Annotated in this window: 11 protein-coding genes; all 11 read left to right on the top strand. The window is 65.0% G+C overall.

All coding sequences use genetic code 11. The features are described from left to right. Positions 1 to 186 precede the first annotated feature (186 nt). The 11 genes from tssA to LFL96_RS17065 all read left to right on the top strand — a co-directional run bounded on the left by tssA (position 187) and on the right by LFL96_RS17065 (position 14,281). Complete coding sequence (gene tssA, locus LFL96_RS17015) at positions 187 to 1,365, top strand: type VI secretion system protein TssA (protein ID WP_280996377.1); 1,179 nt, start codon at positions 187 to 189, stop codon at positions 1,363 to 1,365. Between the two features lie 169 nt (positions 1,366 to 1,534). Further along, positions 1,535 to 2,065 carry a type VI secretion system contractile sheath small subunit gene (tssB, locus tag LFL96_RS17020; RefSeq protein WP_280996378.1) on the top strand — a complete coding sequence of 177 codons (531 nt, stop codon included), beginning with the start codon at positions 1,535 to 1,537 and terminating at the stop codon, positions 2,063 to 2,065. Positions 2,066 to 2,146: 81 nt separating this feature from the next. Next, a complete protein-coding gene (gene tssC / locus LFL96_RS17025; RefSeq protein WP_281000807.1) occupies positions 2,147 to 3,598 on the top strand; it encodes a type VI secretion system contractile sheath large subunit in 1,452 nt (483 codons plus the stop codon). A 93-nt stretch (positions 3,599 to 3,691) separates the two neighbouring features. Next, positions 3,692 to 4,174 carry a type VI secretion system tube protein Hcp gene (locus LFL96_RS17030; RefSeq protein ID WP_280996379.1) on the top strand — a complete coding sequence of 161 codons (483 nt, stop codon included), beginning with the start codon at positions 3,692 to 3,694 and terminating at the stop codon, positions 4,172 to 4,174. Between the two features lie 81 nt (positions 4,175 to 4,255). Further along, the gene (locus tag LFL96_RS17035) at positions 4,256 to 4,819 is read left to right on the top strand and encodes a GPW/gp25 family protein (RefSeq protein WP_280996380.1); all 564 of its coding nucleotides are present in this window, start codon (positions 4,256 to 4,258) and stop codon (positions 4,817 to 4,819) included. Further along, positions 4,819 to 6,696 (top strand): type VI secretion system baseplate subunit TssF, encoded by a 1,878-nt coding sequence (tssF, locus tag LFL96_RS17040; protein ID WP_280996381.1) that lies wholly within the window; start codon positions 4,819 to 4,821, stop codon positions 6,694 to 6,696. The genes LFL96_RS17035 and tssF overlap by 1 nt, the downstream gene beginning before the upstream one ends. Next, positions 6,693 to 7,826, top strand: coding sequence for a type VI secretion system baseplate subunit TssG (gene tssG, locus LFL96_RS17045; protein ID WP_280996382.1), 1,134 nt, complete (start codon positions 6,693 to 6,695; stop codon positions 7,824 to 7,826). The genes tssF and tssG overlap by 4 nt, the downstream gene beginning before the upstream one ends. Beyond that, complete coding sequence (tssI, locus tag LFL96_RS17050; RefSeq protein ID WP_280996383.1) at positions 7,823 to 9,826, top strand: type VI secretion system tip protein TssI/VgrG; 2,004 nt, start codon at positions 7,823 to 7,825, stop codon at positions 9,824 to 9,826. The genes tssG and tssI overlap by 4 nt, the downstream gene beginning before the upstream one ends. A gap of 26 nt (positions 9,827 to 9,852) precedes the next feature. Beyond that, on the top strand, positions 9,853 to 12,531 hold the full coding sequence (locus tag LFL96_RS17055) for a DUF2169 domain-containing protein (RefSeq protein WP_280996384.1): 2,679 nt from the start codon (positions 9,853 to 9,855) through the stop codon (positions 12,529 to 12,531). Then, positions 12,528 to 13,652, top strand: a complete 1,125-nt coding sequence (locus LFL96_RS17060) for a pentapeptide repeat-containing protein (RefSeq protein ID WP_280996385.1) — start codon at positions 12,528 to 12,530, stop codon at positions 13,650 to 13,652. The genes LFL96_RS17055 and LFL96_RS17060 overlap by 4 nt, the downstream gene beginning before the upstream one ends. Then, a complete protein-coding gene (locus tag LFL96_RS17065) occupies positions 13,649 to 14,281 on the top strand; it encodes a DUF3540 domain-containing protein (RefSeq protein WP_280996386.1) in 633 nt (210 codons plus the stop codon). The genes LFL96_RS17060 and LFL96_RS17065 overlap by 4 nt, the downstream gene beginning before the upstream one ends. Positions 14,282 to 14,290: the final 9 nt, after the last annotated feature.

Genomic DNA, 14,290 nt, shown 5'->3' on the forward strand with positions numbered 1-14,290 from the left:
CAACCCGCGTTCATTGCGTCAAACAGATTTCCAGAACCTCACCACTTCATCATTTCATTATTTAAGAACGTTTAAGACAAACCAAGAAATTAAGAAACCAATCAAGAATTTCTTATTAATAGAAGCAAAATTTAAGACACCCACCTCATCCCGCATTTATTTTAAAAATCGGCACATCGTCCGCTTATGCACTCGCTCCATTTCGTCCCGGTCCATCCGATCAGCGCCGAACATCCATGCGGCGTCGATCTGGAATACGACTTCGCGTTCATCGCGTTGCAGCAGGCCGCCATGCATGGTCGCGAGCAGCAGTTCGGCGACACGTTGATTCCCGCCGTCGCGCCGGATTGGCGGCAGGTGGCGGCATCGGCGATCGAATTGCTGGGCCGGACGATGGATCTGCGCCTCTTCGCGTTACTCACGCGTGCCTGGACGGAGCTGAGCGGCCTCGAAGGCTACGCTCGTGGCCTGACCGTGACGGCGGACGCGCTCGACCAGCATTGGGAGCACATTCATCCGCAGCTACACGTGGCCGGCGACTTCGATCCGCTGCCGAGGCTCAACGCATTGGCGGCCCTCACCGATCGCGAAGGCGCCGGTCGCGCGGCACGCGGCGCCACCTTGCTGCATTGGCGACTCGGCGAACTGTCATTGCGCGATGCGGCCGCGATCCTGGAAGGCGGACTGCCTTCGGCGGCGAATCTCGATATGTCGTCGGGCGCCGCGCTTCAGACGGAATTGCAAACGGCGCTGAGCGGCGCGCACGATGCGCTCGCCTTCGTCAGTCAGGCGCTCGACGCGCTCGATCGCATCGCACGCGGGATCTCCGCGCATCTGAACGGCACATGGGTACCGGACGCGGATTGCGTCGAGCATCCGTTGCGGCTGGTGCTGCAAAGCGCAGCCCGGTTCGCGTGGACAAACAAAGCTGAGACGGACCTGCCGCAGCCCCCGGCATCGATCACGTTGGCGGGAGCGCAAACGCGGTTGTCGCCCACGTCGCCCACATCGCCATTGGCGGCCGCATCCGCGAGCCACGCAGCGGGCCACGGCACCAACCTGCCTACCGCCGCCAACGGCAACGACAACGCCAACGGCAACGGCAACGGACTCGCATCCCTCATCCACACCCGCGACGACATCCTGCGCGCGCTCGACGATATCTGCCGCTATCTGGACCACGCCGAGCCCGGTCACCCCGCGCCGCTATTGCTGCGCCGCGCGCAGCGTCTGATGCACATGAATTTCCACGACCTCGTACGCGACATGGCGCCTGCCGGTTTGCCGCAACTGGAGGCGCTCGCGGGCGAACCGCATCGGCCGTCCAACTTACACGGGGCAAGGCCAGGCGCCCCGGACCAATAACCGGATAACCGAAAACCGGGCAGCGAACCGCCAAGGCACATAGCGGCACACAGCGGCACATAGCGACACACAGCGCCACGCACCGCGAAGCCATCCGCCGAACGCCAGCGCGCCGCCACGCCCCAACCCGCCCCAATTCCGCCGTCACCCACAGGAAGCGCAAACCGACATGAGTCAATCGAACGCATCGAGAGCCAAAGCCACCGGACAGAAATTCATCGCGCGAAACCGGGCGCCGCGCGTGCAGATCGAGTACGACGTCGAAGTCTACGGCAGCGAACGCAAGGTCGAGATTCCGTTCGTGATGGGCGTCATTGCCGATCTCGCCGGTCAGTCCACGCGTGCGCTTCCCGACCTCGAAGAACGCAAATTCATGGAGATCGACGTCGACAATTTCGACGACCGGCTCAAGTCGATCCAGCCTCGCGTGGCGCTCCAGGTATCGAACGCGATCGCGGGCGAAGGGATGCTGGCCGTCGAACTCCGGTTCGAACGCATGGAGGATTTCTCGCCCGCCAGCATCGCGCGTCAGGTGCCCGCGCTCAATCAATTGCTCCAGGCGCGCGCGCAGTTGTCGAACCTGCTGTCCTACATGGACGGCAAGAGCGGCGCCGAGGCGCTGCTCACCAACGCCCTCAAAAACCCCGCGTTGCTGCAAGCGCTGTCCGCCCCCGAGGCCGCCACGCCCGAGCTCGACTAACCACCGCCCGCGCCCGACACCATGAACCACGCCCACTCCCTCGCCGATCGCGCGATCGGCCCAACGCCGACGCTCGAACCCATGGCAGCCGACCAGTTCACCACCGCGCTGATGCGGGAATTCAATCCGCGCACCGAGCAAACCCACCAGGCGATCGAGCGCGCGGTCAAAACGCTCGCGCTGCAAGCGCTGGAAAACGCGGTCGCCCTGTCCGACGACGCCTACCAGACCATTCAGACCGTGATCGCGGAAATCGACCGCAAGCTGTCGGAGCAGATCAACACGATCATCCATCACGCGGATTTTCAGCAGCTCGAATCGGCGTGGCGCGGCTTGCATTACCTGGTCAATCACAGCGAAACCGACGAACTGCTGAAGATTCGCTGCATGCCGATCGGCAAGACGGAACTGAGCCGCATGCTGAAACGGCACAAAGGTGTCGCGTGGGACCAGAGCCCGCTGTTCAAGAAAGTCTACGAGGAGGAATACGGCCAGTTCGGCGGCGAACCGCTCGGCTGCCTCGTCGGCGATTACTACTTCGACCACAGTCCACCCGACGTCGAAACGCTCGGCGAGATCGCCAGGATTGCCGCGGCCGCGCATTGCCCGTTCATCACGGGGGCGTCGCCCGCGGTCATGCAGATGAACTCGTGGCAGGAGCTGTCGAATCCGCGCGACCTCGGCAAGATCTTCCAGAACAGCGAGTACGCCGCATGGCGGCATCTGCGCGAATCGGACGACTCGCGCTATCTCGGCCTGACCATGCCACGCTTTCTCGCGCGTCTGCCGTACGGCGCCCGCAACAATCCGGTCGATGCGTTCGACTTCGAGGAAGACACGGACGGCGCCAACCACGAGCGCTACGCGTGGATCAACTCCGCGTATGCGATGGCGGTCAACATCAACCGTTCGTTCAAGCACTACGGCTGGTGCACGTCGATTCGCGGCGTCGAATCCGGCGGCACGGTGCAGGACCTGCCCACCCACACGTTCCCGACCGACGACGGCGGCGTCGACATCAAATGTCCGACCGAGATCGCGATCAGCGACCGGCGCGAGGCGGAACTCGCGCGCAGCGGCTTCATGCCGTTCGTGCATCGCAAGAACGCGAACTGCGCGACGTTCATCGGCGCGCAGTCGTTGCAGCGTCCCGCCGAGTATCACGATGCCGTCGCCACCGAGAACGCCCGGCTCGCCGCGCGCCTGCCCTACCTGTTCGCCTGCTGCCGCTTTGCGCATTACCTCAAGTGCATCGTGCGCGACAAGGTCGGCTCGTTTCAGGAGCGCGGCGACATGGAGCGCTGGCTGAACGACTGGATCATGAATTACGTCGACGGCGACCCGGTCAACTCGTCGCAGGACACCAAGGCGAGAAAACCGCTCGCCGCCGCGCATGTCGTGATCGAGGACGTGGAAGACAACCCCGGTTACTACAGCGCGAAATTTTTCCTGCGCCCGCACTACCAGCTGGAAGGTCTCACGGTCTCGCTGCGGCTGGTGTCGAAACTGCCGGCGCTGAAGCACGGCACATAGACCGAGGTTGCCGCATCGGTCACATGGACGCGGCGGCACCAGGCATCACGAATTGCATTAACGACCCTCGAATCACGAACCAGGAGCGAATCAATGTCAGTCGATATGTACATGCGGGTAGACGGCGTCACGGGCGAATCGAAAGACGCCAATCACAAGGGATGGCTCGACATCCAGTCGTACTCATGGGGCGCGGCGCAGCCCGGCAACATGGCGACGGGAAGCGGCGGCGGCATCGGCAAGGTGAGCTTCAACGATCTGCAGGTCGAGACCTACATGGACAAAGCCGCGCCGGCCATTCTCAAGTACTGCGCGAACGGCCGCCACCTGCCGCAGGTCGAGATTTCCGTGTGCAAGGCGGGCGGCTCGCAGATCGAGTATCTGCGCATCACCTTGTCCGAGGTGCTCGTCACGTCCGTACAGCAGGGCGCGGCGAAATCGTCCGAAGCCGTGAAAGTGACCTATCTGTTCCAGGCCGCCAAGGTGAAAAAGCAGTACTGGGAGCAGACCGATCAGGGCAATCGCGGCGGCGAAAGCGTGCTGGCGTGGGACATCAAGGAAAACCGCGAGGTTTAACAAGCCCTTCCCTTTCCCGGCGAGCGGCAAGGTCGCGCGTAGGCGACGACCCGCGCCGCTCATCCGTCAACGAGCGTATCCGTGACCGACGATTCACTTCCCCTCGCTGCATGGCGCGACGCCAGGCCTTCGCACCGCGAATCGCGCTTCGCCGTTCAACCGTTGCTGCTGGACCGCCTGACCACGCGTCGCACGCCGATGGTTCGTGCGTCGGCAACGGATGCGCCGCGCGCCCTGTTGCGCGAATCGATCCTGCGAGACCTCGCGTGGCTGATGAACAGCACGCGCCTCGAAGCCTCTGTGAATCTCGACGCCTATCCGCACGTGCAGCGCTCCGTGGTGAATTTCGGCATCGACTCACTGGCGGGCTGCGGCGCAACCGTCAACGGCGGGGCCTGCATCGAAAATGCACTGCGCGAAGCCATCGCACGCTTCGAGCCGCGCATTCTGGCCGACAGCATCGAGGTCCGCTGCCTCACCGAAACCGAAGTTGCGCCGCACACGCGCCGGCCACGCACCGGCCTGCTGGAACTGGAAATCAGCGGGCTATGGTGGTCGGGCGATACGCCACAGTCATTCCTGCTGCGCACGGACATCGACATCGAAAATCGCCGCATCACGCTGCGCTCGCCGGGGCTCACGTAATGGACGCGCGTCTGCTTGACTACTACAACCGTGAACTCGCGTATCTGCGCGAACTCGGCGCCGAATTCGCCGACGCGTTTCCGCATGCTGCCGGTCAACTCGGCATGCACGGCACGCGCGTGCCGGACCCTTATGTCGAGCGGCTTCTGGAAGGTTTCAGTTTTCTGAGCGCGCGCATCCAGTTAAAAATGGATGCCGAATTTCCGCGCTTCTCGCAGCGCTTGCTCGATGTGGTGTACCCGAACTACCTCGCGCCGTTGCCGTCGATGGCGATCGTCGGCGTGCAGCCGAATCTGCGCGAGGGCAACCTGCAGGACGGCTACACGCTGCCCGCCGGCACGCCCCTGCGCGCGCATCTCGCACAAGGCGAGCAAACGGCCTGCGAATTCCGCACCGCACACGCGCTGACGCTGTGGCCGCTGCGCATCGCGAGCGTGGAACTGAGCGGCGCGCCGGCGGGTGTGCCGCTATTGTCGCGAGTCGGGACGCCAGGCGACGTGCGCGCCGCGCTACACATCCGTCTCGACGTGTGCGGCGCGGCGACGCTCAATCAGCTACCGCTGGACGACCTCCACTTTTTTCTGAGCGGCGCGGAGCACCAGGCGTCGCATCTGCTCGAACTCGTGCTGGCGCACAGCATCGGCGTGGTGTGTCATGACGGTTCGCTGAACGGGCGCGGCGGCTCGCTGCTCGACGCCGACGCGATCCGTCACGAAGGCTTCGACGCCGCGCAAGCACTGCTGCCCTACGGCACGCGATCGTTCAACGGTTACCGGCTGCTGCACGAGTACTTCGCGTTCCCGGCGCGCTTTCTGTTTTTCAGCATCCGTCATCTGCGCGCCGCGCTGCGGAAGATCGAAGGCAACGCGTTTTCGCTAACCATCCTGTTCGACCGAAGCGCGCCGGATCTCGAGCGGGCGGTCGACATCCGCAGTCTCGCGCTGTTCTGCACGCCGGCCATCAATCTGTTTCCGAAGCGGACCGATCGCATCGCGATATCGATGCAGCGCCACGAACATCATGTGGTCGTCGACCGCACGAAGCCGCTCGATTACGAGATCCACACCGTCGAAAACGTGACGGGACATTCGCAGTCCGCCGGCGGCCATCACGAATTCCGGCCGCTCTACCGCACGTTTTCCGGTGAGGCTCCCAACGGCCACGGCCGCTATTTCTCCGTGCGCCGCGAACCGCGTGTTCTGGGCGCCACGCATCGGCGCGGCAATGCGCCAGGCGCGTATGGCGGCAGCGAGGTATTCGTGTCGCTGGTCGATCAGCACGACGCGCCCTTTGCCGACGACCTGCGCCATCTTTCAGTCACGGCGCTCTGCACGAATCGCGACCTGGCCGCGCTGATCCCCGTCGACGGCGCCAGCGACTTCAGCCTGCGCATTTCCGCGCCGGTCAGCGCGATCAAGGTCTTGCTCGGGCCCACCGCGCCGCGCCCGGCGCTGGCCGATCGCGACATCACGTGGCGGCTGATCAGCCACCTCGGCCTGAACTATCAGACGCTCACCGATCTTGACGGCGACGCGGGTGCGCAAGCGCTGCGCGAACTGCTCGAACTGTATGCCGGCGCCGCGCACGCGGACGTCACGCCGCAAATTCAAGGTCTGCGCAGCGTGCAGATTCAACCGGTGCACCGCCAGTTGCCGCAACCTGGTCCGCTGATGTTCGGCCGTGGCGTCGCGATCTCGCTGCTGCTCGACGAGCTGGCCTTCGCGGGCGCGAGTCCTTATCTGTTCGGCGCGGTGCTGGAGCAGTTCTTTGCCCGTCATGTGTCGCTGAACAGCTTCAGCGAAGTCGTGCTCGCGAGTCTCCAGCGCGGCGAGATTGTCCGGTGGATGCCGCGCATCGGCGGCCGCCCGATCGCATGACCCGCGCCGCCCTTCCACCGCTGCAGCGCTTCTGGCAGCAAGTCGCCGACGCGCCCTACGCGTACGACCTGTTTGCGCTGCTGCGTTGGCTCGACGCCCGCGCGGGGAGGCCGGCGCGGCTCGGCCACGCCGCGCATCCGGGCGATGAACCTTTGCGCATCGGCCAGCAGCCGTCGCTCGCGTTTGCGCCCGCGACGCTGGCAGAGGCCACGCTACCATCGGACGACAACGCGCCGCCCCGCGTGTCGATTTACAGCTTCGGATTGTTCGGCCCGAACGGACCGCTGCCGCTTCATCTGACCGAGTACGCGCGCGAGCGCGCCCGCAATCACGACGACCACGCGCTGACCGCGTTCGCCGACGTGTTCCATCATCGTTCGACGCTGCTGTTCTATCGCGCGTGGGCCGACGCGCAACCCACCGTGAGTCTCGACCGGGGCGAAGGCGCGCGCTTCGATGCCTACATCGCCAGCCTGATTCATCTCGGTTTGCCATCGCAGATGCACGACCGTGCATTGCCCGCGCACGCGACCCGCTTCATGGCCGGCCATCTCGTGCGGCAGACGCGCAATCCCGAGGGGCTGCGGCAGATGCTGCAAACGTATCTCGGCGTGCCGGTGGAGATCGTCGAGTTCGTCCCGCACTGGATACCGGTCGATGCCCGGCGGCGCACCCGTTTGCGCGCGCATGCGCCAACACCCACGCTCGGCGGCGGCGCACTGCTCGGCGTCGCGGTGCGTGATGTGCAATCGAAATTCGAGCTGCGGCTCGGTCCGTTGTCGCGGGCGCAATTTCAGACGTTGCTGCCGCATACGTCGCGTGCGCGAGAAATCGTGCAGTGGGTACGGTTGTACGCCGGCGTCGAATGGGCGTGGGATCTGCGTCTGGTACTTGCCGCCGGTCAGGTGAGCGGCATGGCGCTCGGCGCGCCAGCATCGTTCAGCAACGCCCAACCGCTCGGCTGGGGGAGTTGGCTCGGCACCCGCATGAGCGACGAGCACGCCGGCGACTTCGTCTATCCGCCCGAACGGTACGAACCCAAGCGCGTCGCCCGTCCAAACCCACCGCCGGCAACGGCAACGGCTTCGTCATCTCGCGCGGACACACCACGCACCGGAACCTCGCCATGAACCATCTGATCACCGCCCGCACGCCGCTGGCCCCGGAACTGCTCGCGTTCCGCTCGCTCAACGGTACCGAAGCGCTGTCGTCGCTGTACGAGTTCGAGGTGGAACTGGTGAGCCCGTCGGCGTCGCTCGATATGAATGCATTGCTCGGCAAACCGCTCACGCTGGACATCGTCACGAGTTCGGGAGCGTTGCGCCACCTCGGCGGGCAGATCGCACGATGCGTGTTCAGCGGACGCGAAACCGGCACGGTGCGCAGTTACGTGTACACGGTCACGCTGCGTCCATGGCTCTGGTATCTGACGCAGAACATCGACTGCCGCATCTTCCAGCAATCGACCGCGGTGGACATGCTGCGTCAGGTGTTCGGCGCATACGGCTTCCAGGTCGAGGAGCGGCTGCTCGCCACATACAGGCGCTGGGATTACTGCGTGCAATACCAGGAGAGCGATTTCGCGTTCGTCAGCCGCCTGATGGAACAGGAAGGCCTCTACTACTTCTTCCGTCACGAAGCCGATCAGCAAGTCCTCGTGCTGGCCGACGACATCGGCCAGCACGACGCGCTCCCCGGCCACCCGACGCTCCCCTGGCTCGCCGCCGACCGCCTCGCGTTGCCGGCCGAAGACGGCATCGACGCATGGCATCCCGCGGTCGAACTGCGCCCCGGCGCCTATGCCGTCGACGATTACGACTTCCGCAAGCCACAAGCCGATCTATCGCAGGTGCGCGCCAATCCGTTGAACGATACGCATGGCGGATACGGCCGCTACCAGTGGCTCGGCGGCTATACCGAAGCAGATCAGGGCGAGCATTACGCCCGCGTACGTCTGGAAGCGGACCAGGCCACGCACGCGCGTGCTCGCGCGCACACGCGTCTGCGCGCGCTCGCGCCGGGCTATCTGTTCACGCTGCGGGATTGTCCGCGGCTAGTGGAGAACCGCACGTACCTGGTCGTCGGCGTGACGTATCGATTGCAGGAAGGCGGCTATGCGACCGGCAGCAGCGCCGCGCGCTACGAATTCGATTTCGTCGCGCAGCCGGCGTCGTTACCGTATCGCGCGTCCATCGTCACGCCGGTGCCGAAGGCCACCGGACCGCATACGGCCGTCGTCGTCGGGCCGGCAGGGCAGGAACTGTGGACCGACTCCCATGGCCGCGTGAAGTTGCAGTTTCGCTGGGACCGCTACGGCAAGCGCGACGAAAACAGTTCGTGCTGGGTACGCGTGTCGAGTGCATGGGCTGGCGCCCAGTTCGGCGGGATTCACGTGCCGCGCATCGGGCAGGAGGTCGTGGTCGATTTCCTGAACGGCGAACTCGACCGCCCGATTGTCACTGGCCGTCTATACAACGCCGATCAGATGCCGCCGTTCAGTCTGCCCGAAGCCGCCACCCAAAGCGGCTTCGTCACGCGCACGCCCGGCGGCACGACGGCGAACGCCAACATGCTGCAGTTCGAGGACAAGCGCGGCGCCGAACGCCTGAGCCTGCATGCGGAGCGCGACTATGCGCTGTCGGTGGAGAAGGACGCGTCGCACGACGTGGGCGGCAATAAAACCGAAACCGTCGCGAAGAATACGTCGACCACCGTCGGCGGCGACAAAACCACCGCAGTCTCGCAGAACACCTCGACCACGGTCGGCGGCGACTCGTCCGTGTCGGTTCGCGGCGATGCGACATCCATCACGCTCGGCACCGCGCGCAGTTACACCGCTCACCAGATCAGCGTGGTCGGCACCAGCATCGGCTTCGTCGGATCGAGCGTGAGCACGACCGGCTCGGCGGTGTCCACGGTCGGATCGTGGATCGGCAATACCGCTTCCAGCATCACGACGACGGGTAGCTCGGTGTCCGCGACAGGCTCGTCGATCAGCAACACCGGGTCGAGCATCAGTTCGGTCGGCAGTTCGATTTCGTCGACGGGATCGTCGATCACCAATACCGGATCGAGCGTCAGCAGAACTGGCGTGTCGCTCAATCACGTCGGCCTGTCGATCACGTTCTGATACCCGCCACGCTCTGGATCGATCGTATGAAAATCATCAAACCCACATCGCTCGGCATCCTGACCCGGACTTACCGCTGGCGCGGTCGCGAACACCTCGGCATCGCGGTTCCCGTCATGGCGACGCTCGGCGCAACGCCGCAGCTCGCCGGCGAGTCGGCGCTGTGGAATACGGTTGGCGAGGAACTGGCCGGCTACGCGCTCGACGCGGCGTTACCGAAGCCGCACGCCGAGTTTCTGATGTCCGCGAACGCGTACGGCCGGTATTGCGATGAGAAGAACGCATGCGAGGTCGGCATTCGTTTCGCGGGCGTGGAGAAGCGCTTGCGGGTATCAGGCGCGCGCGAGTGGCGCGGCGATTCGGTCACGCCGGCAACGCCGTTCGATTGCCTGGCGATCGACTGGCGGCACGCCTATGGCGGCGAGGGATTTGCGGACAATCCGCAGGGCCGTGGCTTCGACTGCCGGTCTGGCTCAGGCGCCGGCTCCAGCGACGCAGGTGGCGCTCCGAACCGTGCACACCGGTCGCTGCCCAATATCGAATATCCGGCGGACCTCCTCACCACGCGCGGACAAACCATCGCACCGGCCGCCTTGACGCCTGTCGAAGCGAGCCGCCCGCAACGCCGCGCGCTGTACGGCGAACTGGACCGGATCTGGCAGGAGCAGGATTGTCCCGGCTTTCCACGCACGCTCGACCCGCGCTACTTCAATGTCGCGCCGCTCGATCAGCAATTGCCCACGCACGATTCGTTGCCTGACGGCGCGACTTACGAGATCACGCGCTTGCATCCCGAACGTGAAACGATCGTCGGCGTGTTGCCGGCGCTGCGCGTGCGCGCGTTCGTTCAGCGGCGCGGCGCACGCGCGCTGAACGAACTGGCAATGCGTCCGACGACTGCATGGTTCATCCCGCATCGCGAGCGCGTCGTGATGATTTTTCACGGCGCCGCTGAAATCGACGAGTTCGACGCGAGCGATGTCGAGTGCTTGATGATTGCCGCCGAGCGCGTCGCAGTGGCGCGGTCGCCCGCTCACTACCAGCAGGTTTTCGATCTACGGATGGAACCGCGCTACGGCGCGCTCCACGCTTTGCGCGACGGCGATCTGATGCCGGAGTCGCTCGTCGCGCCGATACGTAACGAAGCCGATGCGGGCGACGATCCAACGCAGGGTAAGTGGCAAAGAAACGTGCAGCGGCGCGCTAGCCGGCTATCCGACAAGGCGCACGATGCGATGACCATGGCGGGTATTGCTCACGCAACGAGTGCAACCCGTACAGCGGCCGCGCGCACCACAGGCGGCGTAACCGCGATATCGAACGTAATCGGCAAATCCTCCGCCTCGCCCCAAGCCCCAAAACTCGAGGGACTCGCGGACTTCGTGCGGCAGCAGGAACAGCTAGCCGCCGACCATCGCGCCCGGCTCGACAACATCCGGCAGCGCATCGAACGCGACTACGCGTTGCACTGCCCGCCCGCGCCGCCACGGTGCGGACCGCCGGCATGCCGCGCGGCAGTGGAAATGAAAGCGCCGCCGATGCATCTCGAAGGCACACCCGGCCTGCCATTCGACCCATCCACATTCAACGCGATGACGCGCGACGCCGACATCAAACTCCGCGAAACCTACCGGCAAACCGCGCATCATCAAGACGCCGCGCCGCGCGTCACCGCGAACACGGCGGCGGCTCAAGCGATCCGCGCACGTGTCGTCGCGCTGCACGCCGGCGGCGCATCGATGGCGGGCCTCGATCTGACCGGCGCCGATCTCAGCGGCCTCTCCCTACGCGGCGCGCAACTGAACGGCGCGCTGCTCGAAAACGCCGACCTGAGCGACGTCGACCTCAGCGGCGCCACGCTGGTCGACGCACTGCTCGCACGCGCCGACCTCACGCGAACGAGACTGCGCGGCGCCAATCTGAGCCGCGCCAATCTCTCGCTCGCGCAGTGCCACGACACCGACTTCAGCGACGCGACACTCGACGGCGCGCTGTTCGATCAAACCCATTTCACGCGCTGCACGCTGCGCCACGCATCGATAGAACGCGCACAGTTCCGGCAGTGCAGTTGGCGCACCGTCGATTTCAGCGAGGCGACGCTCAGCGATCTGGTGTTTATCGAACAGACCTTTCAGCAGGTCGATTTCAGTCGCGCGCGAATCCGCAAACTCGCGTGGGTGCAATGCACCGCCGGGCAAGTCAGCTTTTTCGAGGCCGATATTCACGGCTTCGGCTGCATCGAGACCGTGGCGGCCGGCATCCGCTTCGATCGCGCGACGGTGCGCCAGGCCTGCTTCGTCAAAAACACCGTGCTCGACCACGCCGACTTCTCGCACGCGACGCTCAGTGAAGTGAATCTGCGGCATGCCCAGGCCATCGCCGCGAACTTCAGCCACGCCCGTATCAGCCAGTGCGACTTCTCCGACGCCGACCTGCGCGACGCCGATCTGCAATGCGCGCGCATCGACAACGGTCATCTGGTGCGCACCGATTTGAGCGGCGCCACGCTCGCGTATGCCGATCTGATCGGTAGCTATCTACGGCGTGCCGATCTGCGCGGCGCCAACCTGAACCACGCGAATCTGTTCCGCGCCAATCTCGCGCAAGCACGGCTGGATGACGAAGCACCCGACGGCAAACGCACGCAGTTCAACGGCGCCTATCTGGAACAAGCCGTGTTCCACCCGTTGGCGAGCCGGCCATGAGCCTGACGCACGACCAGCTTCGGCAGACGATCCAAGACGGCGACGCTATCGACAATCAAACCGTCGGACCGCTCGACCTGACGCATGGCGACCTGTCGGGCGGCCTTTTCGCGAACGTCACGTTCGACGGTACGCGGCTCGCGCACGCGCGGATGAACGAATGCGTGTTCAACGATTGTGTGTTCAACGGCGTCGACCTGTCCCACGCCGATCTGTCGAAGAGCGTCTTCGTCAACGGCGAATGGACTCGGACGACCCTTGCACACAGCACGCTCGACGATTGCCGTTTCACCGGTACGCGGGCAACCAGCACGCCATTCACGAACGCCCACGCGGCGCGTGTCGCCTTTCTCGAATGCGACCTGAGCGACTGCCGGTTCGACGCGGCGCAGCTCGAACGCGCGTGCTTCGATCGCACGTCGATGAAAGGTGCCGACTGGTCCGACGCCGTGGTTAGCCAAACCCTTTTCTACCGCCTCGATTTACGCGACGTGCGATTCACGCAAAGCCGCTTCGACCGTGCGATCTTCAGCGAGTCGAACATGGCCGCGCAAGTGTTTCGCGGCCACCGCTTCGAGCGATGCCAGTTCATCCGCACCGATCTACGCGGCGCGGACTTCACGTCCGCGCAACTGCCGTACTGCAATTTCCAGGGCGCCGAACTCGGCCATGCGGTGCTGGACGACGCGTACGCGCCTTTCGCCAACTTCTACGCGGCACACGCGAAACACGCGCGATGGCGTGGCGCGCGCTTGCCGAACAGCATCTGGGTCGAGGCTCACGTGGAGCACGGCGACTTTAGCCACGCGGATTTATCCGGCGCCGTGTTTCAGCGTACCGAGGCGAGCGCTGCGCGCTTCACGGGTGCGCATCTCGACGGCACGGATTTTTCGGCGGCGCGGCTGGATCACGCCGATTTCAACGACGCGCGCTTCGAGCGCACCCGCTTCGACGGTGCGCATTTTCACGCGGACGACACACGCGCATCGAGCGCCTGGCATGACCAGCCCGGCATCGCCAGGCCCGACGACGCGGCCGATGCGGCCCGCGCCTGGTCCGCACGCCGCGACGAGCGTCTGTCGTCCGCTCGTCCGCTTCCATCCCGGATTGATCGCCCATGACATCGACCTCGACCGTCGCCGAATTGAGAACCTTACCGTCCTCCCTGTCACCCGCGCCCGCGGCCGACACCGCAGGCACCGTGCTCGCGTTGCTGCATGACGGCTTATTGCTGGTGGACTGCGCCGATGCGCGACTGCCGTGCCGGCGCGCGTTCAGTTGCCTGATCGCGCCCGAGATCGGCGATCGCGTCGTGGTGAGCCATGCGGAACCGCAACGGCCTCATGTGATCGCGATTCTCGACCGGCCTCACCCACACGCCGCGCGGATTCACATCGACGGCGATCTCCTGATCGAATCGTCGAACGACGTCCGCATCCGCGCGACGCACGCCGTGCATTTGCAGGCGGACGACGCCGCCCTCGTCGCGCGGAAAACGTCGCTGCATTGCACCGAGTTCGAAGGTTACGCCGGCTCGCTGCGCGTGATCGGCAAGACGCTGGAGAGCGTGTTCGAGCGCGTCGTGCAGATCGCCAAAGCCAGTTTCCGCAGCGTCGAGAGCCTCGATCATCACCGTTGCGCGCAGCTCGACTACGCCGCATCGGAAAGCGTGCGTCTGCATGGCAAGCACACGCTACTCACCGCCGAGCGCCTCGCCAAGCTCGACGCTCAACAAATCCACCTCGGTTAGGACACTGCG

Source organism: Paraburkholderia sp. D15 (assembly GCF_029910215.1).
Lineage (GTDB): Bacteria > Pseudomonadota > Gammaproteobacteria > Burkholderiales > Burkholderiaceae > Paraburkholderia.

Coding starts and splice junctions, on each gene's coding strand:
- tssC (WP_281000807.1), top strand. CDS start 2,147: ATGGCAGCCGACCAGTTCACCACCGCGCTGATGCGGGAATTCAATCCG.
- tssG (WP_280996382.1), top strand. CDS start 6,693: ATGACCCGCGCCGCCCTTCCACCGCTGCAGCGCTTCTGGCAGCAAGTC.
- LFL96_RS17055 (WP_280996384.1), top strand. CDS start 9,853: ATGAAAATCATCAAACCCACATCGCTCGGCATCCTGACCCGGACTTAC.
- LFL96_RS17030 (WP_280996379.1), top strand. CDS start 3,692: ATGTCAGTCGATATGTACATGCGGGTAGACGGCGTCACGGGCGAATCG.
- LFL96_RS17060 (WP_280996385.1), top strand. CDS start 12,528: ATGAGCCTGACGCACGACCAGCTTCGGCAGACGATCCAAGACGGCGAC.
- tssB (WP_280996378.1), top strand. CDS start 1,535: ATGAGTCAATCGAACGCATCGAGAGCCAAAGCCACCGGACAGAAATTC.
- tssF (WP_280996381.1), top strand. CDS start 4,819: ATGGACGCGCGTCTGCTTGACTACTACAACCGTGAACTCGCGTATCTG.
- tssI (WP_280996383.1), top strand. CDS start 7,823: ATGAACCATCTGATCACCGCCCGCACGCCGCTGGCCCCGGAACTGCTC.
- LFL96_RS17065 (WP_280996386.1), top strand. CDS start 13,649: ATGACATCGACCTCGACCGTCGCCGAATTGAGAACCTTACCGTCCTCC.
- tssA (WP_280996377.1), top strand. CDS start 187: ATGCACTCGCTCCATTTCGTCCCGGTCCATCCGATCAGCGCCGAACAT.